General features: G+C 52.6%; 24 protein-coding genes. 10 read left to right on the top strand and 14 right to left on the bottom strand.

Annotated elements, in window-relative coordinates; all coding sequences use genetic code 11:
- The 5 genes from JTI85_RS10185 to JTI85_RS10165 all read left to right on the top strand — a co-directional run.
- Nucleotides 1-588 (top strand): TVP38/TMEM64 family protein (locus JTI85_RS10185; protein ID WP_219352534.1); only part of this gene is annotated, 588 nt, incomplete at its 5' end.
- Nucleotides 589-619: 31 nt separating this feature from the next.
- The gene (locus tag JTI85_RS10180; protein WP_219352532.1) at nucleotides 620-1,789 is read left to right on the top strand and encodes an ABC transporter substrate-binding protein; all 1,170 of its coding nucleotides are present in this window, start codon (nucleotides 620-622) and stop codon (nucleotides 1,787-1,789) included.
- Entirely contained in the window at nucleotides 1,762-3,297 is a 1,536-nt protein-coding gene (locus JTI85_RS10175) for a thiamine ABC transporter permease (RefSeq protein WP_219352530.1), read from the top strand. The genes JTI85_RS10180 and JTI85_RS10175 overlap by 28 nt, the downstream gene beginning before the upstream one ends.
- Nucleotides 3,297-3,929, top strand: a complete 633-nt coding sequence (locus JTI85_RS10170; RefSeq protein WP_116360170.1) for an ATP-binding cassette domain-containing protein — start codon at nucleotides 3,297-3,299, stop codon at nucleotides 3,927-3,929. Before JTI85_RS10175 ends, JTI85_RS10170 begins: the two co-directional genes overlap by 1 nt.
- A gap of 88 nt (nucleotides 3,930-4,017) precedes the next feature.
- Nucleotides 4,018-5,325, top strand: a complete 1,308-nt coding sequence (locus tag JTI85_RS10165) for a sulfurtransferase (protein ID WP_219352528.1) — start codon at nucleotides 4,018-4,020, stop codon at nucleotides 5,323-5,325.
- Nucleotides 5,326-5,332: 7 nt separating this feature from the next.
- On the opposite strand, the gene JTI85_RS10160 is transcribed toward JTI85_RS10165, so the two are convergent.
- Nucleotides 5,333-5,956 (bottom strand): CDP-alcohol phosphatidyltransferase family protein, encoded by a 624-nt coding sequence (locus JTI85_RS10160; RefSeq protein ID WP_061067770.1) that lies wholly within the window; start codon nucleotides 5,954-5,956, stop codon nucleotides 5,333-5,335.
- Nucleotides 5,949-6,518: a carboxymuconolactone decarboxylase family protein gene (locus JTI85_RS10155; RefSeq protein ID WP_219352526.1), complete on the bottom strand. Its 570-nt coding sequence runs from the start codon at nucleotides 6,516-6,518 to the stop codon at nucleotides 5,949-5,951. Before JTI85_RS10155 ends, JTI85_RS10160 begins: the two co-directional genes overlap by 8 nt.
- A 79-nt stretch (nucleotides 6,519-6,597) precedes the next feature.
- Here JTI85_RS10155 and JTI85_RS10150 point away from each other — a divergent pair, with 79 nt between their 5' ends.
- Complete coding sequence (locus JTI85_RS10150) at nucleotides 6,598-7,011, top strand: pyrimidine (deoxy)nucleoside triphosphate diphosphatase (RefSeq protein ID WP_048211902.1); 414 nt, start codon at nucleotides 6,598-6,600, stop codon at nucleotides 7,009-7,011.
- Here the strand turns inward: JTI85_RS10150 and JTI85_RS10145 are convergent.
- Entirely contained in the window at nucleotides 6,971-7,246 is a 276-nt protein-coding gene (locus tag JTI85_RS10145; protein WP_061067768.1) for a YnjH family protein, read from the bottom strand. The genes JTI85_RS10150 and JTI85_RS10145 overlap by 41 nt on opposite strands.
- Nucleotides 7,247-7,483: 237 nt before the next feature.
- On the opposite strand from JTI85_RS10145, the gene gdhA reads away from it, so the two are divergent.
- Nucleotides 7,484-8,827 (top strand): NADP-specific glutamate dehydrogenase, encoded by a 1,344-nt coding sequence (gdhA, locus tag JTI85_RS10140; protein WP_040233659.1) that lies wholly within the window; start codon nucleotides 7,484-7,486, stop codon nucleotides 8,825-8,827.
- 88 nt (nucleotides 8,828-8,915) lie between these two features.
- Here gdhA and topB read toward each other — a convergent pair whose 3' ends face one another.
- The 3 genes from topB to JTI85_RS10125 all read right to left on the bottom strand — a co-directional run bounded on the left by topB (nucleotide 8,916) and on the right by JTI85_RS10125 (nucleotide 12,575).
- On the bottom strand, nucleotides 8,916-10,859 hold the full coding sequence (gene topB / locus JTI85_RS10135; RefSeq protein ID WP_115643506.1) for a DNA topoisomerase III: 1,944 nt from the start codon (nucleotides 10,857-10,859) through the stop codon (nucleotides 8,916-8,918).
- Between the two features lie 4 nt (nucleotides 10,860-10,863).
- Nucleotides 10,864-11,907 carry a selenide, water dikinase SelD gene (gene selD, locus JTI85_RS10130; protein ID WP_048211905.1) on the bottom strand — a complete coding sequence of 348 codons (1,044 nt, stop codon included), beginning with the start codon at nucleotides 11,905-11,907 and terminating at the stop codon, nucleotides 10,864-10,866.
- Between the two features lie 116 nt (nucleotides 11,908-12,023).
- Nucleotides 12,024-12,575, bottom strand: a complete 552-nt coding sequence (locus JTI85_RS10125; protein WP_121584536.1) for an NAD(P)H nitroreductase — start codon at nucleotides 12,573-12,575, stop codon at nucleotides 12,024-12,026.
- Nucleotides 12,576-12,749: 174 nt separating this feature from the next.
- Between JTI85_RS10125 and sppA the strand changes: the two genes are divergently transcribed.
- The 3 genes from sppA to pncA are packed head-to-tail and all read left to right on the top strand — an operon-like array spanning nucleotide 12,750 to nucleotide 16,331.
- Nucleotides 12,750-14,606 (top strand): signal peptide peptidase SppA, encoded by a 1,857-nt coding sequence (sppA, locus tag JTI85_RS10120; protein ID WP_121584535.1) that lies wholly within the window; start codon nucleotides 12,750-12,752, stop codon nucleotides 14,604-14,606.
- A gap of 55 nt (nucleotides 14,607-14,661) precedes the next feature.
- The gene (gene ansA / locus JTI85_RS10115) at nucleotides 14,662-15,678 is read left to right on the top strand and encodes an asparaginase (RefSeq protein ID WP_219352525.1); all 1,017 of its coding nucleotides are present in this window, start codon (nucleotides 14,662-14,664) and stop codon (nucleotides 15,676-15,678) included.
- 14 nt (nucleotides 15,679-15,692) lie between these two features.
- Nucleotides 15,693-16,331: a bifunctional nicotinamidase/pyrazinamidase gene (gene pncA / locus JTI85_RS10110; RefSeq protein WP_116360178.1), complete on the top strand. Its 639-nt coding sequence runs from the start codon at nucleotides 15,693-15,695 to the stop codon at nucleotides 16,329-16,331.
- Nucleotides 16,332-16,368: 37 nt separating this feature from the next.
- On the opposite strand, the gene JTI85_RS10105 is transcribed toward pncA, so the two are convergent.
- The 8 genes from JTI85_RS10105 to JTI85_RS10070 all read right to left on the bottom strand — a co-directional run bounded on the left by JTI85_RS10105 (nucleotide 16,369) and on the right by JTI85_RS10070 (nucleotide 25,113).
- Nucleotides 16,369-17,727 (bottom strand): MFS transporter, encoded by a 1,359-nt coding sequence (locus JTI85_RS10105; protein WP_048211910.1) that lies wholly within the window; start codon nucleotides 17,725-17,727, stop codon nucleotides 16,369-16,371.
- A gap of 140 nt (nucleotides 17,728-17,867) precedes the next feature.
- The gene (locus JTI85_RS10100) at nucleotides 17,868-18,626 is read right to left on the bottom strand and encodes a DeoR/GlpR family DNA-binding transcription regulator (RefSeq protein ID WP_048211911.1); all 759 of its coding nucleotides are present in this window, start codon (nucleotides 18,624-18,626) and stop codon (nucleotides 17,868-17,870) included.
- Between the two features lie 136 nt (nucleotides 18,627-18,762).
- Nucleotides 18,763-19,746, bottom strand: a complete 984-nt coding sequence (locus tag JTI85_RS10095; RefSeq protein WP_048211912.1) for an aldo/keto reductase — start codon at nucleotides 19,744-19,746, stop codon at nucleotides 18,763-18,765.
- Nucleotides 19,747-19,755: 9 nt separating this feature from the next.
- Nucleotides 19,756-20,703 (bottom strand): carbohydrate kinase family protein, encoded by a 948-nt coding sequence (locus tag JTI85_RS10090; RefSeq protein ID WP_199954637.1) that lies wholly within the window; start codon nucleotides 20,701-20,703, stop codon nucleotides 19,756-19,758.
- Between the two features lie 4 nt (nucleotides 20,704-20,707).
- Nucleotides 20,708-21,544: a ketose-bisphosphate aldolase gene (locus JTI85_RS10085; protein WP_199982113.1), complete on the bottom strand. Its 837-nt coding sequence runs from the start codon at nucleotides 21,542-21,544 to the stop codon at nucleotides 20,708-20,710.
- A gap of 24 nt (nucleotides 21,545-21,568) precedes the next feature.
- Nucleotides 21,569-22,612 (bottom strand): NAD(P)-dependent alcohol dehydrogenase, encoded by a 1,044-nt coding sequence (locus tag JTI85_RS10080; protein ID WP_199982114.1) that lies wholly within the window; start codon nucleotides 22,610-22,612, stop codon nucleotides 21,569-21,571.
- 17 nt (nucleotides 22,613-22,629) lie between these two features.
- On the bottom strand, nucleotides 22,630-24,009 hold the full coding sequence (locus tag JTI85_RS10075; protein ID WP_121584532.1) for an MFS transporter: 1,380 nt from the start codon (nucleotides 24,007-24,009) through the stop codon (nucleotides 22,630-22,632).
- Nucleotides 24,010-24,036: 27 nt separating this feature from the next.
- Nucleotides 24,037-25,113: a zinc-binding dehydrogenase gene (locus tag JTI85_RS10070; protein ID WP_061067759.1), complete on the bottom strand. Its 1,077-nt coding sequence runs from the start codon at nucleotides 25,111-25,113 to the stop codon at nucleotides 24,037-24,039.
- Between the last annotated feature and the right edge of the window lie 58 nt (nucleotides 25,114-25,171).

Below are 25,171 nucleotides of genomic sequence, written 5' to 3'. Positions count from 1 at the left end.
CTGACTGCATTTACCACGCTCGATCAGCATGCTCTTGAGAATTTTATTCGTTCTTACGGAACTCAGGCGGCGGTCGTTTCATTCTTCCTGATGATCTTGCAGGCCATCGTCGCCCCGCTTCCCGCTTTTGTGATCACCTTTGCCAACGCCTCGCTGTTTGGCGCATTTTGGGGCGGCATACTGTCCTGGAGCAGTGCGATGGCAGGTGCGGCGCTGTGCTTTTTTATTGCCCGTATTTTAGGTCGCGGTGCGGTAGAAAAGCTGACCGGAAAAACGGTGCTGAACAATATGGACGCTTTTTTCGAGCGCTATGGCAAGCACACCATTCTGGTCTGTCGCCTGTTACCTTTTGTACCGTTCGATCCAGTAAGCTACGCGGCAGGCCTGACCTCGATTCGGTTTCGCCATTTTTTCATCGCCACCGGCATCGGACAGTTACCCGCCACTATCGTCTATTCATGGGCGGGTAGCCTGTTAACCGGCGGTACATTTTGGTTTGTAACCGGCCTGTTCATCCTGTTCGCTCTGAGCGTAATAATTTCAGTGGCGAGAAGCCTTTATCTTGAACATCAACGAAAAAAAACCTGAGACTTCCCCCATTTTTAGCCATGGAGATACTATGCGTTACTGCTTATTGTGCCTGAGTTTAATGCTCTGTCCGCTGGCGACGTTTGCCCAGAACGACGGCTGGCAGCAAATCAAAAATGATGCCCGCGGTCAGACGGTGTGGTTCAACGCCTGGGGTGGCGACAATGCAGTTAACCAGTATCTCGACTGGGTTAGCGGTGAGATGAAAACGCACTACGCCATTAACCTGAAAATCGTACGCCTGGCAGATGCCGCCGACGCAGTAAAACGCATCCAGACGGAAGCGGCATCCGGGCGAAAAACCGGAGGCTCTGTCGATTTACTGTGGGTAAACGGCGAAAATTTCCGCACCCTGAAAGAAGCCGGGCTGCTGCAAACCCAATGGGCGCAAACGTTGCCTAACTGGCGCTATGTTGATACCCAAAAACCGGTGAGCGAGGATTTCTCCGTGCCAACGGAGGGGGCTGAATCCCCGTGGGGCGGTGCCCAACTCACCTTTATTGCCCGGCGCGATCTCACCGCGCAGGCGCCGCAATCTCCGCAAGCACTGCTTGAATTTGCGCAGGCGCACCCCGGCACGGTGACCTATCCGCGCCCGCCTGACTTTACCGGTACGGCGTTTCTGGAGCAGTTGTTAATTTCGCTCACCACGCAACCACAAGCGCTAAAACTCGCGCCAGATACAGCCACATTCGCCGACGTTACCGCGCCGTTGTGGCATTATCTTGATACACTGCACCCTGTACTGTGGCGCGAAGGCAAAGACTTTCCGCCCACACCTGCGCGAATGGATGCGCTGCTCAATTCTGGAACCCTGCGTTTATCCTTGACCTTTAACCCTGCCCACGCGCAGCAAAAAGTGACCAGCGGCGAATTACCCAAAAGCAGCTACAGTTTTGGTTTTTCACAGGGCATGCTCGGCAACGTGCATTTTGTCGCTATTCCGGCGAATGCGCGCGCCAGCGCCGGAGCGAAAGTGGTGGCAAACTTTCTGCTCTCACCTGAAGCGCAGCTGCGCAAAGCTGACCCGAGCGTCTGGGGAGATCCTTCGGTGCTTGATCCACAAAAATTACCTGTCGAACAGCGTGATGCGCTGCTGGCACGGATCCCACAAGGACTCCCTGCCGTTCTGCCGGAACCGCATGCTGCCTGGGTAAACGCTCTGGAACAAGAATGGCTACGCCGCTACGGTACGCATTAATTTTGCTACTCTGGGCCATCATGGCGGCAGTTTATCTGCCGCTGGCGCCAGCGGCTTTCTCTCTGATAGCGCCAGCCCTTAGCCTAACCCATTGGCTGGCTCTCTTTGCCGACCCTCAACTTCCGCAGGCATTACTGGCGACGCTGGTTTCCACAGGGCTGGCTGCCAGCGGCGCGCTAATCATCGCGCTGCTGGCGATCCTCGCTTTATGGCCCGGCGCAGGCTGGGCGCGACTAAGCACCCGTCTTCCGTGGCTGCTGGCGATCCCGCATGTTGCCTTCGCCACCAGCGTGCTGTTGGTTTTTGCCGAAGGCGGTAAAATCTGGCAATGGCTTCCGTTCCTCAGCCCACAACCAGACCGTTACGGCATTGGGCTTGGCGTGACGCTGGCGGTGAAAGAGAGCGCTTTTTTGTTATGGATCCTCTTGGCTCTACTGAGTGAAAAACAACTTTCGCAGCAGGTTATCGTGCTGGATTCGCTGGGTTACAGCCGACTGCAATGCCTGAACTGGCTGGTACTGCCCGCTATCGGCCCGGCATTAGGCAAAGTTATGCTGGCGATTGTTGCCTGGTCACTCTCCGTTGTGGATGTGGCAATCGTTCTTGGCCCCGGAAATCCGCCAACGCTTGCCGTGTTGAGCTGGCAATGGCTCAGTCAGGGCGATGCCGGGCAGCAGGCTAAAGGCGCGCTCGCCAGCCTGTTGCTGGTGCTGTTGCTCTTCATCATCGCGCTGGCAGGGTATCTGTTATGGCGCGCCTGGCGCCACACCATTCCTGCGGCAACCGGTGAACGCCTGCGTTTTCCATCCTGTACAATCGAACGTTCATTAGTACAACTTTTGCCCCTTAACGGTGTGCTATGCGCACTGGTTCTGGCGCTGCTCGCCAACTATTCATCGCTAAATAGCGAGGCGCTCGGCAATAGTCTGCAACTGGGACTCGTCTCCAGCCTGCTGGCGCTGCTGATACTTTTTGCCTGGCTGGAATGGGGACCGCAAACCGGACACCGTTGGGTCTGGCTACCGCTGATTTTGCCTGCACTGCCGCTGGTAACCGGCCAGTATTTGCTGGCGTTATATGCCGGGCAAGATGGACTGATGAGGACCATTGTCTGGGGACACCTGCTATGGGTGATGCCCTGGATGCTATTTGTGCTTAAACCGGCCTGGCAGCGCATTGACCCGCGATTGATTTTGATTGCGCAAACGCTGGGCTGGACGCGGGGCCGCATATTCTGGCAGGTAAAATGCCCGCTACTGGCTCGCTCGGCTCTGATTGCCTTCGCGGTCGGATTCTCTGTCAGTATCGCCCAGTATATGCCGACGCTGTGGTTAGGCGCTGGACGCTTTCCCACGTTGACCACCGAAGCGGTGGCATTAAGCAGCGGCGGTAGCACTGCGATTCTGGCAACTCAGGCGCTATGGCAGCTTCTGTTACCGCTGTTAGTTTTCGCACTCACGGCGTTTCTCGCTGCGTGGATTGGCCGCTTTCGACAAGGACTCCGCTAATGCTCATTGTGCAAAACCTTTCGTTGTACCAGGGTGCGACTGCGCTGCTGAAGAACGTTACCTTTCAGGTTAATAAAAGTGACATTGTCACGATTATGGGTTCCTCCGGCAGTGGAAAGTCTTCGCTGTTTTCGTGGATGGTCGGGGCGTTGTCACCTCAATTTCAGGCATCAGGCGAGCTGTGGCTCAACGCACGACGCGTTGACGCGCTGCCTACGGCGCAGCGCCAGATTGGCATTCTGTTCCAGGATGCGTTGTTGTTTGACCATTTCAGCGTTGGGCAGAATTTACTGCTGGCCCTACCTGCCAGCCTGCAAGGTCCCGCCAGAAGCCATGCGGTGGAAAGTGCTCTCGCACGCGCTGACCTGGCCGGTTTTTATTCGCGCGATCCGGCATCGCTCTCCGGCGGACAACGCTCGCGTGTCGCCCTGCTCCGCGCACTGCTGGCGCAGCCCCAGGCACTGTTACTTGATGAACCCTTTAGTCGGCTGGATGCGTCGCTACGCGACACCTTTCGCCAATGGGTCTTCACCGAGGTGCGTAAGCTGGGTATCCCAGTGGTACAGGTTACCCATGACGCGCAGGATGTCCCGCCAGCAGGCCGTGTATTTCAGATGGAAAACTGGGCGTGAATGTGGCGATATGCTGCGTTAACGCAAGGTTTTTACGTAACCGGCGGCACAGAATGTCGTCCTCTTTTTTTCAACGTCGGGCTATTCGATGAAACGTGTTTCTCAAATGACCGCGCTGGCACTGGCTTTAGGGCTCGCTTGCGCTTCTTCCTGGGCTGCTGAAACAGCACAGACGCTCACCCTCGACCAGTTACAGCAAAAGCAAGGCGCGGCGATCGATACCCGTCAGAGCGCTTTTTACAACGGCTGGCCGCAGTCGCTTAATGGTCCTTCAGGACACGAACCTTCCGCACTGAACCTGTCTGCCGCCTGGCTCGACAAGATGAATGATGAACAACTCAGCGCCTGGGTTAAGTCACATCAACTCAACACCGACGCGCCGGTGGCGCTGTATGGCAACGATAACGACATACAGGCTGTCAAAACCCGCCTGCAAAAAGTGGGCTTTAACCATATCTCCACCCTCAGCGATGCGCTTACGGACCCTGCCCGCCTGCAACGTCTGCCGCACTTCGAACAGCTGGTGTACCCGCAGTGGCTGCACGACCTGCAGCAGGGTAAAAACGTAACCGCTAAACCGGCGGGTGACTGGAAAGTGATTGAGGCCGCCTGGGGCGCGCCGAAGTTGTATCTGCTGAGCCACATCCCTGGTGCGGGCTACATTGATACCAACGAAGTTGAAAGCGAACCGCTGTGGAATAAAGTTTCCGACGCGCAGCTCAAAGCGATGCTGGCGAAGCACGGTATCCGCCATGACACCACGGTGATTTTATACGGTCGCGATGTCTATGCCGCCGCTCGCGTGGCGCAAATTATGCTGTACGCAGGCGTGAAAGATGTTCGTCTGCTCGACGGCGGTTGGCAAACCTGGTCCGACTCAGGTTTACCGGTCGAACGCGGCACTCCGCCAACGGTGAAACCAGAACCAGATTTCGGCGTGACCATTCCTGCCCAGCCGCAGCTGATGCTCGATATGGAACAGGCTCGCGGTCTGCTGCATCGCCAGGATGCGTCTTTGGTGAGCATTCGTTCATGGCCAGAATTTGTCGGTACCACCAGTGGCTACAGCTACATTAAGCCAAAAGGTGAGATTGCAGGCGCACGTTGGGGCCACGCAGGCAGCGACTCCACGCATATGGAAGATTTTCATAACCCGGATGGCACCATGCGCAGCGCGGATGACATCGCCGCCATGTGGAAGCAATGGAATATCCTGCCGAATCAACAGGTCTCTTTCTATTGCGGTACCGGCTGGCGCGCTTCAGAAACGTTTATGTATTCCCGTGCGATGGGCTGGAAAAACGTCTCCGTCTACGACGGCGGCTGGTATGAGTGGAGCAGCAATCCAAAAAATCCGGTTGCCAGCGGTGAACGGGGTCCGGACAGCAGCAAGTAATCTCTGATTATTCCTGGCGCTGAACTGTTTTCAGCGTCAGGTATCCGCTCCAGATCCGGGTAAACGTCGTCATCCAGCACAGCGCGCCAAAGACCCACGCCATCACGGCAAAATAGTCCGGGAACAGACACCCCAACACAAACAGCAAAATCGTCTCGGTACCTTCGGTCAGTCCCCCCAGATAATAAAACGATTTATGCGCGTAGCCCGGGTTATCAATTTGATGTTTCGCTGCCAGCGCGGCAAAGGCCAGAAAGCTGCTGCCGGTTCCCATAAAGGCGAACAGCAGCCAGCCACCAGCCAGCGAGTTAGCCACCGGATCGGCGAGCATAAAACCAAACGGCACTAAGGCGTAAAACAGAAAATCGAGCGAGATATCAATAAATCCGCCTGCGTCGGTTAGCCCTCTGCGCCGCGCCAGCGCCCCATCCAACCCATCAAAAAGCCGATTGAGCACAATGGCCGCCAGCGCTGCCAGATACCAGCCTAACGCCAGAAATGGCAAGGCCAACACGCCAATGGCAAAACCGACCAGCGTAAGCCCGTCCGGGGTAATCGCCGGTTTATCAATAATGCTTACGCAGCGATGCAAAAGCGGTTTTAATCGCGGATGAATATGACGATCAAGCATGCGGGCGTCCTATAAAGCTGTCGCACAGCCCCTGGGAAGGAATATCGAGAGCAGCATTAAAACGCGCCGAGAGATTTTGAAACGCAATCAACGCGGTCATTTCCGTAATGGCGTCCTCGGTAAAATGCTGCTTCATCTGCGCTTTCAGCGCAGCATCAACCTGTGGAGGCGTGGCAGTGACCGCATCGGCATAGGCCAGCGCTACTCGCTCTTCTGCGCTAAATAGCGCCGATTCTTGCCAGTTGGCAACCTGTAAGACTTTATCCAGCGCGCCACAGCGTTCAGCCAACCGTAAACTGTTGGCATCAACGCAGAAAGCGCAGTGGCACACCTGAGAAACGCGGGTCATCAACAGCGCGCGCATCACCGGCGTTAAGCGCGCCTTTTTACGCTCCAGAAACCCGACAAACAGCGCCACCAGCCAGAACAGAAACGGCATCCGCCCCCACCAGCGCGTGGGATGCAGCACATCACCATAATGTTTTTTCTGCGTAGCAACGAGCGGTTTTAGACTGGAAGGGGTACGCGTTAACGGCTTTACCCACGACTGAGGTTCGTTCAACGGTGGCTCCTGAATACTTTAGATAAAACAAAGATAACGATAGTATGTCATTTTCTGTCGTTAGATCTTGATGAATATAATGAAAACCCTCGACGTGGTCGCCGCTATTATTGAACGTGATGGCAAAATTTTACTGGCTCAGCGTCCGCAGCATGCGGATCAGTCAGGCATGTGGGAGTTTGCCGGCGGTAAGGTTGAGCTGGGCGAAAGTCAGCCAGATGCGCTGGCCCGAGAACTGCGTGAAGAGTTGGGCATTGAGGCAGTCGTGGGGCGCTACATTGCCAGCCATCAACGCGAGGTTTCGGGCCGACTGATTCACTTACATGCCTGGCATGTACCGTCATATCAGGGAGAACTGAAGGCGTATGAGCATCAGGATATCGTCTGGTGTTCACCCGAAGAGGCGCTGCGTTATCCGCTGGCGCCTGCCGATATCCCGCTACTGGAAGCGTTTATTCTTTTACGCGACGCCAGACCAGCGGATTCGTGCTGATGGTTTTTTCATCGCGCTGGCACTGTAGCAGCACGCCATCGGCTTTAATCACCGCCCCTTCTGAATAGTTTTGATCCTGATAAATGCAGCACTGATTACATGGCTGCGCGCGCTGGCCGCTGGAACTAAACACTTCCGGCGGCACATTCACCTGCACGTCCGGGCGATAAAGCTGATTTGCCAGCGTCGCGCTGGACATCAGTGCCAACGCACCTGCCATGATTAAACGGCGCATATTCTTTCCTTTTTAACTGACATCTATGCTCAGTATAACGGTATAAACCGGCAGAAACTTTAGCCTCTTCGATCATCGTTTTTGGTTATGACCCACGACGCAATATTAATTTACTTAGCGGGATTAATTTTTTCTTGCGTCTCGTCACAGTGCTGGTGGTATAGTCAAAAACTGCAAAACACTTAACACAAATATCAAAAATATAACCATATCAATACATAAGAGGTTCTTATATCTATGGATCAGACATGTTCTCTGGAGTCATTTCTTAACCATGTGCAAAAGCGCGACCCGAATCAGACCGAGTTCGCGCAAGCCGTTCGTGAGGTAATGACCACGCTGTGGCCCTTCCTCGAGCAAAACCCACGTTATCGTCAGATGTCATTGCTGGAACGTCTGGTTGAACCGGAGCGCGTGATCCAGTTCCGCGTAGTCTGGCTGGACGACCGCAATCAGGTGCAAGTCAACCGCGCATGGCGCGTGCAGTTTAGCTCTGCCATTGGCCCATACAAAGGCGGTATGCGTTTCCATCCGTCCGTGAACCTGTCGATCCTGAAATTCCTCGGCTTCGAGCAGACGTTTAAAAATGCCCTCACCACCCTGCCAATGGGCGGGGGTAAAGGCGGGAGCGATTTCGATCCGAAAGGGAAAAGCGAAGGCGAAATCATGCGTTTCTGCCAGGCGCTGATGACCGAACTGTTCCGCCATTTAGGTCCCGATACCGACGTTCCGGCGGGCGATATCGGCGTGGGTGGCCGTGAAGTCGGCTTTATGGCCGGGATGATGAAAAAACTCTCCAACAACAGCGCCTGCGTCTTTACCGGTAAAGGTCTCTCTTTCGGCGGCAGTCTGATCCGCCCGGAAGCGACCGGCTACGGTTTGGTGTATTTCACCGAAGCGATGCTCAAACGCCATGGTCTGGGCTTTGAAGGCATGCGCGTGGCGGTTTCTGGCTCCGGTAACGTGGCGCAATTCGCCATTGAGAAAGCCATGGAGTTTGGCGCGCGGGTGGTTACCGCCTCCGATTCCAGCGGAACCGTAGTCGACGAAAGCGGATTTACCAAAGAAAAATTGGCGCGTCTGTGTGCAATCAAAGACAGCCGTGACGGTCGCGTAGCGGATTATGCCCGTGAGTTTGGCCTGACCTACCTGGAAGGCAAACAACCGTGGTCAGTTCCGGTCGATATCGCCCTGCCGTGTGCCACGCAGAACGAACTCGATGTGGAAGCCGCGCAAATGCTGATCGCCAACGGCGTCAAGGCCGTGGCTGAAGGCGCGAACATGCCGACCACCATCGAAGCCACCGACCTGTTCCTCGAAGCTGGCGTACTGTTTGCACCAGGTAAAGCCGCCAACGCCGGTGGCGTCGCCACATCCGGTCTGGAAATGGCGCAGAACGCCGCACGTCTGGGCTGGAAAGCGGAGAAAGTGGATGCGCGTCTGCACCACATCATGCTGGATATTCACCATGCCTGTGTTGAATACGGCGGCGAAAGCAAGCAGACCAACTACGTACGTGGTGCCAACATCGCGGGCTTCGTGAAAGTTGCCGACGCGATGCTGGGCCAGGGTGTGATTTAATATCGTCTCTATAGACCCGTAGGCCGGATAAAGCACGGTTGCCGCATCCGGCAAAGCCTGATGCGCTACGCTTATCAGGCCTACAGACTTACACGCCCGCCTCTTCAGATGGCGGGCTTTTTTTCGCCGGACGTTTACGCGGCGCACTCTTTTTCTTATCACCACTACCGCCAGGTGCAGCAATTCCACGAAAGCGTCGTACCGGTGTGCTGCGCGCCTGATCGATAAGCTGATACAGCGTTCCCACCAGCGGCTGCATGAAATCCTGATAGCGACATTGCTTTTCACTGATTTGGGTCAGGACAGATTCCCAGTGCGCGGTCATATCCGGACGCGTCGCCATTTCTGGCAGCGAGTGAAAGAGCGCTTTTCCGGCATCGGTGGAATGGATATAACGCCCTTTTTTCACCAGAAATCCGCGTTTAAATAGCAGCTCGATAATCCCGGCGCGCGTCGCTTCCGTTCCCAGGCCATCCGTTGCGCGCAGGATCTTTTTCAGATCTTTATCCTGCACGAAACGCGCAATTCCGGTCATCGCTGACAGCAGCGTGGCATCGGTAAAGTGTCGTGGCGGCTGGGTCTGGCGTTCGACGACCTCTCCTTTTTCGCACAGCAGCTCGTCATCTTTTGCCACCACCGGCAACGGCGTTCCGTCGTTATCTTCGTCGCGCTCTTTATTGCCGAGCAGCGTGCGCCATCCGGCTTCCGCCAGAAAACGCGCTTTGGCAACAAACTTACCTTTGGCAATATCCAGCTCAATAACGCACTTCCTGAATACCGCATCTGCGCAAAATTGCATCAGATACTGACGGGCAATCAGGTTGTAAATTTTCGCTTCGTTGTCGTTCAGGTTAATGGATGAACTGCGCGCGGTAGGAATGATGGCGTGGTGCGCATCCACTTTTTTATCGTCCCAACAGCGGTTGCGCGTATCGGGATTGACCGCCGGTTGCGGGAGCAGATCCGGGGCATGGACGCTAATCGCGTTCAACACCGCGTGACGTCCGGCAAAGTGCTCTTCCGGCAGATAACGGCTATCCGAACGCGGATAGGTAATCAGTTTGTGGGTTTCATACAGCTTCTGGCAGATATCCAGAACGTTTTGCGCACTTAAACCGAAGCGCTTCGCCGCCTCAATCTGCAACGCCGACAGCGAGAACGGCAACGGCGCGGATTCTGATTCCCGTTTATCGTTATAGCTGGTGACTATCGCTGGTTGACCGTTAATGCGGTTCACCACGTGTTCAGCCAGCGTGCGATTCAGCAAGCGCCCTTCTTCATCCTGATACGGCTCACACGCTTCGCTCGGCTGCCAGATAGCGGTAAACCGCTCATCGGCGGGCGTTACGATATGCGCTTTCACTTCGAAGAAGTCTTTGGCGACGAAGTTCTCAATCTCTTCATCGCGACGCACAACCAGCCCAAGCACCGGCGTTTGTACGCGCCCGACCGAAAGTACGCCCTGATAGCCCGCGTTACGTCCGAGAATGGTGTAAGCGCGCGTCATATTGATACCGTACAACCAGTCCGCACGCGCTCGCGCCAGTGCCGACACGCACAGCGGAATAAACTCACTGTTGGCGCGCAGCCGCTCAATAGCCCGCTCAACGGCCTGCGGGTTGAGGTCGTTAATCAGGCAACGTTGCACCTGTTGGCGCTTTTCAGGCGCCAGTTGCAGGTAATCCAGCACTTCATCCACCAGCAGTTGCCCTTCACGATCGGGGTCACCGGCGTGAATAACTTCGCTGGCCTCATGCAAAAAGCGCTTAATGACGTTAAGTTGTTTGGTCACCGAGGGGCGCGGTTGCAGTTGCCACTTTTCCGGGACAATCGGCAGATCGACCAAACTCCAGCGAGCATAACGACTGTCGTAGGCGTCCGGCTGCGCCTGTTCAAGCAGGTGACCAATACACCAGGTCACCACTTGTCCATTTCCGCATTCAATAAAGCCGTCACCTTTGCGATGCGGCTTGGGTAGCACATCGGCGATGGCGCGCGCCAGACTTGGTTTTTCGGCAATAAACAACCGCATCGGGTTAACGGATCTCAACCATGGCGCGACCGCCACGAGCTTCCACTAACTCACCAATGGCGGTGAGATCGATACCGAACTGCGCCGCTGCCGCTTTCACTTCGGCTTCAGCTTCCGGCGTTACCGCCAGCAGTAGGCCACCGGAAGTTTGCGGATCGCAGAGCAGATCGCGTACCGACTGCGGCATTTCACCCATCAGGTGGCCGTAGCTGGCAAAGTTACGCTGGGTACCGCCGGGTACCGCACCCTGCGCGATGTACTCTTCAACGCCAGGCAGCTTAGGAATAGCCTGGTAGACAATCTGCGCCTGAACGCCTGCGCCCTGACACATCTCACTCAGGTGTCCGAGCAGACCAAAACCGGTGACGTCGGTCATGGCTTTCACGCCATCGATTTCGGCGAATGCCGCGCCGGCAATGTTCATCTGGCACATCACTTCCGTCGCCAGTCCTTTGTGTTCGTCCTTCAGCAGCGATTTTTTCTCTGCTGTCGTCAGAACGCCAATCCCCAGAGGCTTGGTCAGGAATAACTTACACCCTGCCTCTGCGGTGCTGTTTTTCTTCACGCGTTCGGTCGGCACAACGCCGGTTACCGCAAGGCCAAAGATAGGCTCAGGGGCATCAATAGAGTGACCACCCGCCAGCGCGATACCCGCCTGACGGCAGGCAAAACGTCCACCTTCGGTGACTTCGCGGGCGATTTCCGGCGCCAGCTTATCCAGCGGCCAGCCCAGAATAGCAATTGCCATAATCGGTTTGCCGCCCATAGCGAATATATCGCTGATGGCGTTAGTCGCGGCGATGCGGCCAAAATCAAACGGATTATCGACAATCGGCATAAAGAAATCGGTGGTGCTGATAACGCTGGTGCCGTTCCCCAGATCGTATACCGCCGCGTCGTCGCGAGTTTCATTACCCACCAGTAAGTTCGGATCAACAAACTTCGCCTGCTCACTGTGCAGGATGGTTTCCAGTACTTTGGGGGAAATCTTACAACCGCAACCGGCTCCGTGGCTGTATTGCGTTAAACGAATAGCGTGCTCGCTCATGGACATCTCCTGTCATTGCAATCCGGATATGGTAGCGCTCATTCCATGATGTGGTAAGAGTGACTGTCTGAATTCGGGTGTCTTTGCTCATAATCCAGACAGTTTTGCCGTTGATATCAGAAATAACGGACGAATGCGCTCGGATCGGCAAGGTTGATCGTCGTGGATGCTTTTAGCTGCGGTGTGCCCAAATAGAGGAAACCGACGATTTTATCTTGCGGGCGACAGTCGAATGCTTCACGAACGACCGCACTTTCGGTTAATGCACCACTGCGCCAGATACCGCCAAAGCCCTGGGCAATTGCGGCCATCTGCATAGCCATCACAGCACAACCGGCAGACATTTCCTGTTCCCACTGCGGAACCTTGTCGCTTTCTTCACATTTCGCCACCACGGTAATAATCAGCGGCGCGCGAAACGGTGCGCTGCGCGCTTTTTCCTGAGCTTTCTCATCGCTACCTGCGGCGATTGCGCCTTTTTCAAGCACGGCACTAAAGCGTTCGCGTCCTTCACCTTCAATCACAAAAAATTGCCACGGTTGTAGCGACTTGTGGTCTGGCGCACGCATACCAGCGCGCAGAATATTTTGCAGCTGTTCTCCCACCGGGGCCGGTTCGACAAGACGAGAAGCGCTACGACGGGTGATAAGTAATTCGAGTGCATCCATTTGCTTAACTCCAACAATGATATTTGTTCACAAAATTAACACGTGGGCGGATTTTGTTACAGCACAGGCGGCGATTCCTGCTGACAAGTGCCTGCCGGGTCATTACGATAGCCTCATCTTAACGCCTTTCTCCGGAATTTCGGGTGGCGTGTTGTTAATCGGTAGGGAGAATACATGCGAACCCTGTGGCGATTTATTGCCGGATTTTTTAAATGGACATGGCGATTACTCAATTTCGTCCGTGAATTTGTGCTTAACCTGTTCTTCATCTTGTTGGTGCTGGTGGGCGTGGGCATCTGGATGCAGGTCAGTAGCAGCAATACCAGTGAACACGCTGAGCGAGGCGCACTGCTGCTGGATATCTCGGGGGTGATTGTCGATAAGCCGTCGAGCACCAGTCGCTTAAGCGTTATTGGTCGTCAACTGTTTGGCGCCAGTTCCGATCGCCTGCAGGAAAACTCCCTGTTCGATATCGTGAATACTATTCGCCAGGCAAAAGATGATCGCAACATCACCGGCATCGTGATGGATCTGAAAAATTTTGCCGGGGCCGACCAGCCTTCCATGCAGTATATCGGTAAAGCGCTGCGGGAATTCCGCGACAGCGGTAAACCGGTCTTTGCCGTAGGCGATAACTTCAGCCAGGGGCAGTATTATCTCGCCAGTTTTGCCAACAAAATTTACCTCTCTCCACAGGGTTCCGTTGATCTGCACGGCTTTGCCACCAACGGTTTGTACTACAAGTCCCTGCTCGACAAGCTGAAAGTTTCCACGCACGTGTTCCGTGTCGGGACTTATAAGTCTGCCGTAGAACCGTTTATCCGTGATGATATGTCTCCTGCCGCGCGTGAAGCCGACAGCCGCTGGATAGGCGAGCTGTGGCAGAACTATCTCGACACGGTCGCTGCCAATCGCCAGATCCCTGCGCAGCAGGTGTTCCCGGGCGCACAGGCCATGCTGGACGGTTTGACGAAAGTCGATGGTGATACCGCGAAATATGCGCTCGACAACAAACTGGTGGATGCACTGGCCTCCAGCGCCGAAGTCGAAAAAATGCTGACCAAACAGTTTGGCTGGAGTAAAGCGGATAAAAACTACCGCTCTGTCAGCTACTACGATTACACGCTGAAAACCCCGGCAGATACCGGCGACAGCATTGGCGTTATCTTCGCCAATGGCGCGATTATGGACGGCGAAGAAACCCCTGGGAATGTGGGCGGCGACACCACTGCCGCACAGATCCGCGAAGCGCGTCTTGATCCGAAAGTGAAAGCCATTGTTCTGCGCGTTAACAGCCCTGGCGGCAGCGTCAGCGCCTCGGAAGTAATCCGTTCTGAGCTGGCAGCGGCAAAAGCGGCGGGCAAACCGGTTGTCGTTTCCATGGGTGGCATGGCGGCCTCTGGTGGGTACTGGATCTCTACGCCTGCCAGCTACATCGTGGCAAACCCCAGCACCCTGACCGGCTCCATCGGCATCTTTGGTGTTATCAACACGGTAGAAAACAGCCTGGATTCAATTGGCGTGCATACTGACGGTGTTGCAACGTCCCCACTGGCGGATATCTCCATCACCAAAGCGTTACCGCCGGAAGTGCAGCAGATGATGCAACTGAGCATTGAGAACGGCTACAAACGCTTTATCACGCTGGTTGCGGATGCGCGTAAGACAACGCCTGAGCAGATTGACAAAATCGCGCAGGGCCACGTCTGGACCGGTCAGGATGCGAAAGCCAACGGTCTGGTAGACAGCCTCGGTGATTTTGACGACGCCGTCGCGAAAGCGGCTGAGCTTGGCAAACTGAAACAGTGGCACATTGAGTATTATCAGGACGAACCAACATTCGTTGATATGGTGATGGACAGCATGTCTGGCTCCGTTCGTGCCATGCTGCCTGACGCCATTCAGGCTATGCTCCCGCCACCGCTGGCCTCTGCGGCCAGTGCAGTAAAAGCCGAAAGCGATAAGCTGGCCGCATTCAACGATCCGCAAAACCGCTATGCGTTTTGCCTGACCTGCGCCAACGTTCGCTAACTATTGACCCCTCTTCGGGATGAAGAGGGGTTTTCTTTGAGACAGAAGAAAAGTCATGCAGAAAAAATCAATTTACGTTGCCTATACCGGCGGTACCATTGGTATGCAGCGCTCAGAACAGGGTTATATTCCCGTTTCCGGTCACCTGCAGCGCCAGCTGGCATTGATGCCAGAATTCCACCGTCCGGAGATGCCAGACTTCACCATCCACGAATACGCCCCGCTGATGGATTCCTCCGATATGACGCCGGAAGACTGGCAGCATATTGCGGAAGACATTAAAGCGCACTACGACGATTACGATGGTTTTGTCATTCTGCACGGCACCGATACCATGGCGTTTACGGCTTCGGCGCTCTCTTTTATGCTGGAGAATCTGGGCAAGCCGGTCATTGTGACAGGGTCACAAATCCCATTAGCCGAGCTACGCTCAGACGGGCAAATCAACCTGCTCAATGCGCTGTACGTTGCCGCAAATTACCCGATTAATGAAGTGACTCTGTTTTTCAACAATCGATTGTTTCGCGGCAACCGGACCACTAAAGCGCACGCCGATGGTTTTGACGCCTTTGCCTCACCTAACCTTGCGCCGCTGCTGGAAGCGGGGATCCACATTCGTCGGCTGGGGACACCGCCTGCGCCACATGGCGCTGGCGAACTGGTTGTGCATCCTATTACGCCACAACCGATCGGTGTGGTCACCATTTACCCCGGCATCTCCGCTGACGTGGTGCGCAACTTCCTGCGCCAACCTGTAAAAGCATTAATTTTGCGCTCCTACGGCGTGGGGAATGCACCGCAGAATAAAGAGTTCCTGAAAGAACTTGAAGATGCGAGTTCGCGTGGCATTGTGGTGGTGAACCTTACGCAGTGTATGTCCGGCAAGGTAAATATGGGGGGCTATGCGACGGGGAATGCACTGGCGCATGCTGGCGTGATTGGCGGCGCGGATATGACCGTCGAAGCCACACTCACCAAACTACACTATTTGCTGAGTCAGGGACTGGATACGCAGACGATCCGTGAAGCAATGACGCAAAATCTGCGCGGCGAGCTTACCCCGGACGAATAAAGGAGTCTATGCCCATGGCCCGAGCCTTACTGTTGGTCGATTTACAAAATGACTTTTGTGCCGGTGGTGCCCTCGCGGTCCCACAAGGTGACAGCACAATCGATATTGCCAACCGTCTGATTGACTGGTGTGCCGTACGCGGTGACACCGTCGTTGCCAGCCTGGACTGGCACCCGGCTAATCACGGCAGCTTTGCCAGCCAGCATCAGGTTGCCCCCTACAGCCAGGGACAACTCGATGGCCTGGCGCAAACCTTCTGGCCCGATCATTGCGTACAGCACAGTGAAGGAGCAAGCCTACATCCACTGCTGAAACAGCGGGCGATATCTCAAACCTTTACCAAGGGCGAGAACCCGCTGGTCGACAGTTACAGTGCGTTTTTTGATAACGGTCGTCGCCAGGCTACTGCACTGAATGCGTGGCTTCAGCAACATCATGTTACCGACCTCATCATTATGGGACTGGCAACTGATTATTGCGTCAAATTTACCGTTCTGGATGCGCTCGATTTGGGTTATACCGTCAGCGTTATTACCGATGGCTGCCGTGGCGTCAATATTCACCCCCAGGACAGTGCAAACGCCTTTATGGACATGGCGGCGGCGGGCGCAACGCTGTATACGTTGGACGACTGGCTGGAAACCCAGCGCTAATTGATGCCGACAGGATCTCCCCTGTCGGCACGTTATCTCAGGCCAGCGTTGAAATCTCTTCCAGCGAAACTTTGCGTGTTTCGATGCCAAAGCAAAAAAGAATCAGGGCGCACAGCACCAGCATTATGCCTAGCACGATAAAGACCGTAATCGAGCCGTAGCGGGTCAACAAGATAGCGACGCCATAGGGCGTAAATACTGCGACAATTCTTCCCACGGCATTCACAAAGCCCGATCCCCGCAATCTAAGGTGTGTGGGCCACAGTTCGGGGACATATACCGCAGAGGCAAAGCACACATACATATACAAAAAAAAGATCATCACCAACCCGTAGCTCAAAATAGCCCACTCTTCGGTTTGAATCGAATAGAAATAGCCGAGCAGCGCGATAATAATCAACAAGAATGAACCAAACAATCGTCGTGGAAAACGGTCGATAATCAGTGTGGCAATAAATATCCCAACGGGTGCGCCAATCATAATTATCGCGGTCATAAAAATAGATTTCGTCACATCGATTCCCGAATTAACAAAAATCGTCGGGATCCATACCGTAATGGTATAGAGCGAAATATTCATCGCAATAAGCACAGTGATTGCCACCAGCGTACAACGCAGCATCGGTCCTTTGAACAAGAGCCAAAATGAATCACTTTCCGTGCTTATATCCGCCGTCAGGCAATCGCTATGACAGGAAGGTAAAGTAATGTTTTTTTCTTTCTCAATTTGCAGTTCCACCTGTAGAAGATGTTTTTCAGCTTCGTTTCTCTGTCCTTTGCCAGCCAACCAACGAGGAGATTCAATATAGTACTTTCCCGACAGATACCATGCTAAGAGCATTGCCATGCCACCGAGTAAAAACATCATCCGCCAGCTTAGAAAGGCGATAATTACAACGCCAATTGCCGCCGACAGCATCGGCGACCAATTGCCGACAAACGACAGGCGAGCAGACCACTTCCCACGCACCCCGGGCGGAATAAATTCAGTAAATGAGGCATAGCCCACCATAATTAGCGCTCCCATTCCGCTCCCCATCAGGAAGCGGAAAAAGATAAGCCAGTACATGTTAGGCACAAACGTTGCCGCACAGGCAGAGACCCCGACGATCAGCAAATTGAAGCGAAACGCCTTGCGTCGGCCAAGATAATCACCAATAAAGCCACCGGTTAGTGAGCCAATAAAATAGCCAAACATCAGAGCCGAGGTAAACACGGCGTTGAGGTAATTATTTGACCAACCGGTACTGACTAATTTTGCCAATACCACATTCCCGGAATAGCTGAGAAAACCGGTGACTAATAAACTAAAACTGATAATGCCGAAAATACGAAAATGAAATCGAGATAAAGGTAAGCGATCTAATCTTGCACCGATAGGGTCACATTGTTCCATCTGGATGCCTCAAATTAAGCTAAATAGAAAGTATGGCGATCGCGGCAGAATAAATTTCGCCGCGCCATCCATCATCATTAGGTTCTTATGGCATTGTCCAGGTGCAAACTAAAATAATATCGACACGCCCTACGTTAAAATTAATATACGAGTTGAATATTATTCTCTTTGCAAAATGCAATCCACTCTGCACCCGGTGCCTTATTGGTTATAAGGTAATTAATATGGCTAAAGTCCACGAGCTGGACGAACGCTTTACGATCGAACTTCGAATGATCAACTAACAGAGCTACTTCGGTCGCCTGGCGGATCATCGTCTTTTTGATTTCAGCTTCCGCTTCGTTAGAATCAAGCGCCCCGCTCTGCATATCCAGACCTTTGCAGCTCATCACCAGGATATCAACATGATAGCGGCTGATAATCTCCTTGGTGATCCTTCCCTGAAGCGACAGCGTATTTTTATTTAATTCACCGCCAGTAGAAACAACGTTAATCTCTGACTGTGCCAGCTCATGAAAAGCTTCGGCCGAGTTGGTCAGGAGCGTCAGATCGTTTCTTTCCTTCAACAGTTTTAATAATTCCATCGCGGTACTGCTGGAGTCGGCAGCCATGGTGGTCTTATTTTTAATAAACGGTAATGCATTACGGGCAATGATCTGCTTTTCTTCAAAAAAAGATTTTGCACGCTTATAAAAATGGATATTGTCGGACAACGCGGTGGTATTGAGCACTGCACCGCCATATGTTCGGGTCAAAAAACCTTCATCTTCCAGTTTTTCCAGATCGCGGCGAATCGTTTCTTCAGTCACCTGAAAGATCGAACTTAAATTAGATACCGCTACTTTCTTATCATTCGCCACCATTTGCTTAATGGCCTGAATCCTGTCTTTTGCCGCCACGATGACACCTCTGTTTCCTGCAAAGTAATAATAAGACCCAAGTATCTCACAGGCTATGTTTATTTTCAAAAGAACATGTCTGAATCACAGATTTTAATACTATTTTACACAGAAACAGAGGTAACTCCCATTTGGCTTATTTTGTATCCAACGCCTCAGCCATTCGCCTCATCAATGAAGAATCATCATCGGTTAGGGAAATCGTTAACGCCTGAACATTATCACGAACCTGTTCAGGCGCGGTTGCGCCGCTCAGCAAGGTGATTAAATTGCTTTGCTTCAAAATCCACGCCAGTGCCAACGCGGGGATTGTGCAGCGGTATTTTTCGCACAACGGCCGCCATTGCTCAAGCATGTCAATCACCCGTAGCATATTGTCCCGTTGGAACCAGACTTTGTTGGCCCGCGCCCCGCCCGGGACATAATCTCTGGCGATAGTACCGGTCAACAACCCCTGCTCGAGCGGTGAATAGACCTGCACCACGATGCCATGCTGCTGGCATAACGGCAGCAGTTCAGCCTCCAGTGCCCGGTCAAGGATGCTGTACTTGGCCTGGATGATATCCAGCTCACCGTGTTTGAGATACTCCCTGATATGTTCCGCATCGACGTTCGCCGCACCGATAGAACGAATTTTCCCCTCTTTCTTGAGTGCGTTTAGTGTATCGACGGTTTCTGCAATCGGCGTAAAACAGGGTTCGACCGACTGCCAGTGGGTCATGTAGATATCAATGCTCTCAATACCCAGTCTTTGCAGGCTGGCATCCACCTCTTCGCGAATCGACTCGGGCGTGAGGTTTTTATACAACTGCCGGTCGCCCACTTTGTTAAACAGGCTGCCTGTTCGTTCCCAGACGATGCCGCATTTGGTTTCAACAACGATATCGTTACGCGGTAGCTTTTTCAGTGCCTGTCCGACAATCACTTCACTGTTGCCAAAGTTGTAGCCTGGCGCGGTATCAATCAGATTAATACCGCAGCGATGCGCCTCAACAATGGTATCAATACATACCTGCAGATCGAGATCGCCGTTCCACGCCGGACCGCCACCAATCGCCCAGGTGCCTAATCCCATGCGGGAAAGCGTAATATCCGTACTGCCTAAAGGAATCATTTTCATCTGCCGCTATTATCCTTCATATTCATCGAGAAGTTGTTCAACCAGCTTTCTGTTCTTCACACCCGTCGTGGCCCCTACGCTCAAAACCGATATGGCTGCCGTTGCATTAGCAAACAGCGCGCACTCACGCAGGGTTTTGCCTTCAAGCAGCGCTGAAATAAATCCCGAGGCAAAATTGTCTCCCGCGCCGATAGTGTCGATGGCGGTAATTCCCGAAACGGCTGGAACCTCGATTTTCATATCGACACGCTTGATAAAGCAGCCTCTCTTGCCGGTCTTAATCACGACGGTTTTCACGCCACAGTTCAGGAAACTGTCGGCAATGTCATCCAGCGTCTCTTTCCCGGTGAGCAGTTTTGCCTCCTCAAAATTAGGAAACAGATAATCCACGTAGCTCAATGCCTGGCGAATATCTTCCAGTGTTTCATTAAGCCGCGGTTTGATCATATCCGCGCAGATAATTAACCGATGCGCTTTCGCCTGAGTGAAAATTGCCGTCAGTGCATCGCCGTCCAGTAACGGGCTATTAAAAATACTCGCCAGCGACAGCAGCTTTGCTTGAGAGAAACGGTCAAAATCAACATCGCTGATATTCAGCTTCCACAGGCTGCCGTTACGGTTAGTCACAAAAGTACGCTCGCCATCGGCGGTGACTAATCCCACGTTAATAGATGTATCAATTGCGGCATCCTGCTTCAGGCTCTGAATATCTATATTCTCTCGACGACAGTGGTCGAGAATAAAATGACCTGCTGCATCAGCCCCAACCCGGCTCATTAACGCTGTACGATGACCGAGACGAGAAATAATTGTCGCTTCGTTAATTGCGTCACCGCCGGTTGTCATCGCTATTCGTTCTAACGGATAAGAGTCAACATCAAAGATATTTTTACTCACAGGCTGTAAAGGAATATCAACAATAGCAGCCCCTATACAAATAACCTCGATATTATCCATGTTGTCATTCCGCTTTACCGTCTGAACCAAACAATTTGATTTTCTCCAGCGCGCGCGCTTTTACGGCTTTACGTACTTCACGTTCAACGTGCAGGAACGGCTGGTCCTGGTTCTCCTGCACCGCCACCATCGCAGCCTGGCACAGTTCGGTGTGAATGTTGATTTTAGAGATACCTAATGAAATGGCTTTTTTGATATCCGCATCGCTGATACCTGACGCACCATGCAACACCAGTGGAACGGATACGGCTTCGCGCACGCGTTTAACCACGTCGAAATTCAGTTTCGGCTCTGAGGTATAGACGCCGTGCTGGTTACCAATCGCCACCGCCAGCGAATCGCAGCCGGTACGCTCGACAAATTCCGCCGCCTGGTTCGGATCGGTATAGTGATAACCCGCCAGTGCTTCTTCGTACACCGTTTCATTGCCCACATGGCCCAGTTCAGCTTCGACCGGCACACCCAGTGGATGGAAAAAATCCACGGCCTCTTTTGTCAGACGAATATTCTCTTCGAAATCAAAGGCAGAGGCATCACGCATCAGCGAATTCATGCCATGAGTCCAGGCGTTATGGATAATCTCCATGCTGCGGCCGTGATCCCAGTGGGTAATAACTGGAACCGAGGCCTTTTTAGCCATTGAAACCATCATGTACGAAAAATCTTCGAACGAGGTATTCCCCACAAAACCAGTACCGAAGGAGATAATCACCGGCGATTTCGACTCTTCCGCCGCATCAATCACCCCCATTAGCATTTCTGCATTCCACACGTTAAAGTGAGCAATCGCATAATGTTTATTTTGGGCATCATTTTCCCAATATTTAATATCTGCCAGCATAGTTATTTCTCCCTTTGCGATAAATTAATGATTTACTTTAATTACGCCTTTAATAATTTCGTTTTTGTTATTAACGGATTCATCAAACGCGCGCTGAACATCTGCATAATCGTAAATATGCGTCACCATCGACTTCACATCAAAACGCCCTGAGGATATGGCTTCAATAGTAACCGGATAGCGGTTGGCGTAACGGAAAACGGTCTGAATAGACACTTCACGGTTAATTTTGAGGAAATTAATTGCGGAATCACCAGGTACTGTACCGACGATCATTATTTTCCCGCCGCGCATCACCAGATACGGCGCCTGCTTAACGGTGATGGCTGAACCGGCGGTTTCGAAAACAATGTCCGCGCCCATATCGCCAGAGAACTGTTGGCAGCGGACAATGGTGTCCTCTTTTGCAGCGTTGATCACGGTTGTCGCCCCGAGTTGTTCGGCCATAGCCAGACGTTTGTCCAGCACATCAACCACCGCGATCTCGGTTGCTCCCAAACATTTACACGCTTGCAGAGTCATTAAACCAATACACCCCGCCCCGAGAATGACGATTTTCTTACCCGGTTTAACGTCTGCCAGCATTGCAGCATGCATACCCACCGCCGCAGGTTCCACCAACGCACCTTCCAGGGTGTCCATATTATCGGGCAACTTGTAAGTGAAGCTCTCCGGATGGCACAGATAGTGGGTTAGCGCACCGCGGTAGTTGGGCTGCGTAGCCATAAAATCGACGTCCGGGCAGATGTTGTATTTCCCTTCCAGGCAGTAGCGGCAGTGACCACACGGTACACCGGGTTCAATATTCACCCGATCACCCGGTTTAAATTTGGTTACACGGTTCCCTACCGCCACCACCGTACCGGCGCATTCATGCCCCAGACCAATTTCCTGATTGGGATCTTTTGGCGGAATAAAAGGACCTGATTCAAATCCATGAACATCTGAACCGCAAATACCAACGTATTCAACTTTGATCAGCACTTCGTGCTCTTTTGGCACCGGGATATCGGCGGCAATAATTTTCATCGTGCCCGGCGTTTTTAATATCGCTTTTGAATTTTTCATTTTATTTCCCATCAATATTATTTGCTGGTAACTGCATCAATACCGAGACTTTCGACAGAGACGCCTTTGGTTTCAATTCCGATGGTAGCAATGGCGACAGCGACAATAATGGAGACCGCCCCCAGCAGTACAAATACACCCGTCACTCCATAACCGTTAAGCAATACCGCGACCGCATAAGGCGCGGCGATACCACTAATACGCCCTACCGCATTCGCCAGACCAGAACCGCGAAGTTTCGCTTCGGTTGGCCATATTTCCGGAACATACACAGCGGAGGCATAACAAACATACATATAAACAAAGGTAATCAGGAAAAAACCGATTAATGTAATTAACAGCATACTGGTTTGCAGCGAATAGATATAACCCAGTACAGCAATTAACACTAATAACCCCACTCCCATTGTCTTTCTCGGAATTTTATCCATGACCAGCATGGCGATAAAAATCCCAAACGGCGCACCGAACATGCTCATGGTATTTAAGACAATGGAGTCTTTCAGATTAATACCCTGAGTCATAAATATTGTCGGTAGCCAGTTAATTAAGGTGTACTGAACGACGTTCATGGCAATCAGAACAAAAGAACCCAAAATAACCCGCTTCAGCAATACACCTGTTAATAAGGCGGAGTACGGTACAGAACGCGGTTGTTTGCCATCATCCTTTATCACGACTGGCGGCAGTGGCTTACCGGTCTGTCGAATGACACCTTCTTCAATTGCCCGCATCACCTTTTCGGCTTCCTGGTAGCGCCCGCGAGACTCCAGCCAGCGAGGCGACTCAGGGAAACTGCGCCAGGCAATAACAGTAGCTATGAGCGACAGCACCGCAGGAATCAACAGCTGTACGCGCCAGTTCCATTCCGCGCTGATAAGTGGCGTCAGCCCCATCGCAATCAGCGAACAGAGTGGATAAGACCAGTTGCCGATAAACGAGACCCGACTCGACCATGTACCACGATTTCTGCCAGGCATATATTCGGTAAACCCGGCAAATAAGGTGACCAGCAGCGCGCCTAATCCAACTCCCATTACAAAACGGCAGGCGATCAGAAAGGTCATATTGGGTGAAAACGCACCCACGATCATAGAAATAATATGAATCGCTTCATACAGAATAAATGCGTTTTTACGCCCGATTTTATCGCCAATAATTCCCCCGCCGAGCGCACCGAGAAACATTCCAGCCGTCGTAATGGCAGAGAACGTGGCGGTGGTGGAATTATCAGTCCAGCCAAGTTCTTTTAACTGCGCGAGAATTAATCCGCCGACGGCATTACTCCAGCAAACCAGTAATCCGAAGGCAACCATGGCAAACATTGACGTATGCCAGCGACAGTCAGGCAGCCTGTCCAACCTCGCGCCGCAGTGCGGTTTTGCTATTTGTTCCATCCGGGAACCTTCCTTTAATAAATGGAGTTATTCATCAAAGTCGTAGGTCATGATGACCTTAATCGCAGTCTTATCGACCATCGCGTCAAAACCTTCTCGCCATTGCGATAAGCCGATACGGTGAGTGATCATCGGTTTGACTTTTATCGCACCGCTAGCGAGCAGGCGAATAGCATTGCGCCAGGAAGTGGAATCGTAGGCCATATGACCAATGATGCTTTTATTCCACGCAGTGATGTCGTTAATAGAAAAATCGAGAGGTTTGAAGCCCATCCCCACGCGGACGACTTCACCGTTAGGACGCAGCATTTCGATAGATTGTTTCAGGGCAATATTGGCACCGGAACATTCGATGACCAGTCCCAGATTATCTTTCCCGCAGATCTCCTGACAACGTGCAACCACATCTTCGGTCGAACCGTTGACGACAGCCGTGGCCCCCATTTCTTTGGCTATCGGGAAACGCACTGCGACATCGTCTTCCAGCCCGACCATCACGATATTAACGGCCCCCATAATGCGCGCCATTTGTACCGAAAAAAGTCCCAGCGGGCCGGTACCAAAAACCACCACATCCTGACCCGGAAGAAATTTGGATTGCTGAGCGATAGATTTGTAGGCATTGCAGATGGGGTCGAGTACAGCCGCCTCTTCATAATCAACGCCTGTTGGGATTTCCCACAGCGCATGACGGTGAATTTTGAGGATCTCCCCAGGAACCAGACAATATTTCGAAAACCCACCTCCCCAGGTATTGTTATCCAGACCTAAATTCACTTTTTCTGTACAACAAAGAAAATCACCTTGTTCGCAAGCCGGACAAACACCGCAGACATGCCCGCTGTTGTCAGAAACCACTCGCTGACCGATTTTCCAGTCCTTAACCTTATCGCCAACCTGCACAATTTGGCCGGCAAATTCGTGACCACGAATCGAATTGAACTGGTCGGATCCACTGTCGACATTGTAGTGTTTCATGTCCGCGCCGCAGATAGCTGCAGCTTTGATTTCAATCACTACGTCATCCGGGCCGCATACCGGTTCCGGGACATCAATCATTTTGTAGCCGCCAAAGGCCTTGCCAAATCTTGCCAGTGCTTTCATTGAATTTTCCTTTGTGTTTAGTTTTGCATCACCTGGCATCATACTTATCCATATAATT

It is taken from the genome of Citrobacter sp. Colony219, assembly GCF_019382635.1.
GTDB lineage: Bacteria > Pseudomonadota > Gammaproteobacteria > Enterobacterales > Enterobacteriaceae > Citrobacter > Citrobacter youngae.
Note: the sequence above shows the minus strand (reverse complement) of the source record. Positions and strands in the feature narration are given on the sequence as shown.

Coding starts and splice junctions, on each gene's coding strand:
- selD (WP_048211905.1), bottom strand. CDS start 11,907: ATGAGCGAGCACGCTATTCGTTTAACGCAATACAGCCACGGAGCCGGT.
- JTI85_RS10175 (WP_219352530.1), top strand. CDS start 1,762: ATGGCTACGCCGCTACGGTACGCATTAATTTTGCTACTCTGGGCCATC.
- gdhA (WP_040233659.1), top strand. CDS start 7,484: ATGGATCAGACATGTTCTCTGGAGTCATTTCTTAACCATGTGCAAAAG.
- JTI85_RS10125 (WP_121584536.1), bottom strand. CDS start 12,575: ATGGATGCACTCGAATTACTTATCACCCGTCGTAGCGCTTCTCGTCTT.
- JTI85_RS10080 (WP_199982114.1), bottom strand. CDS start 22,612: ATGAAAAATTCAAAAGCGATATTAAAAACGCCGGGCACGATGAAAATT.
- JTI85_RS10170 (WP_116360170.1), top strand. CDS start 3,297: ATGCTCATTGTGCAAAACCTTTCGTTGTACCAGGGTGCGACTGCGCTG.
- JTI85_RS10095 (WP_048211912.1), bottom strand. CDS start 19,746: ATGAAAATGATTCCTTTAGGCAGTACGGATATTACGCTTTCCCGCATG.
- JTI85_RS10180 (WP_219352532.1), top strand. CDS start 620: ATGCGTTACTGCTTATTGTGCCTGAGTTTAATGCTCTGTCCGCTGGCG.
- JTI85_RS10165 (WP_219352528.1), top strand. CDS start 4,018: ATGAAACGTGTTTCTCAAATGACCGCGCTGGCACTGGCTTTAGGGCTC.
- JTI85_RS10090 (WP_199954637.1), bottom strand. CDS start 20,703: ATGGATAATATCGAGGTTATTTGTATAGGGGCTGCTATTGTTGATATT.
- JTI85_RS10150 (WP_048211902.1), top strand. CDS start 6,598: ATGAAAACCCTCGACGTGGTCGCCGCTATTATTGAACGTGATGGCAAA.
- JTI85_RS10105 (WP_048211910.1), bottom strand. CDS start 17,727: ATGGAACAATGTGACCCTATCGGTGCAAGATTAGATCGCTTACCTTTA.
- pncA (WP_116360178.1), top strand. CDS start 15,693: ATGGCCCGAGCCTTACTGTTGGTCGATTTACAAAATGACTTTTGTGCC.
- JTI85_RS10075 (WP_121584532.1), bottom strand. CDS start 24,009: ATGGAACAAATAGCAAAACCGCACTGCGGCGCGAGGTTGGACAGGCTG.
- sppA (WP_121584535.1), top strand. CDS start 12,750: ATGCGAACCCTGTGGCGATTTATTGCCGGATTTTTTAAATGGACATGG.
- JTI85_RS10160 (WP_061067770.1), bottom strand. CDS start 5,956: ATGCTTGATCGTCATATTCATCCGCGATTAAAACCGCTTTTGCATCGC.
- ansA (WP_219352525.1), top strand. CDS start 14,662: ATGCAGAAAAAATCAATTTACGTTGCCTATACCGGCGGTACCATTGGT.
- JTI85_RS10070 (WP_061067759.1), bottom strand. CDS start 25,113: ATGAAAGCACTGGCAAGATTTGGCAAGGCCTTTGGCGGCTACAAAATG.
- JTI85_RS10145 (WP_061067768.1), bottom strand. CDS start 7,246: ATGCGCCGTTTAATCATGGCAGGTGCGTTGGCACTGATGTCCAGCGCG.
- JTI85_RS10085 (WP_199982113.1), bottom strand. CDS start 21,544: ATGCTGGCAGATATTAAATATTGGGAAAATGATGCCCAAAATAAACAT.
- topB (WP_115643506.1), bottom strand. CDS start 10,859: ATGCGGTTGTTTATTGCCGAAAAACCAAGTCTGGCGCGCGCCATCGCC.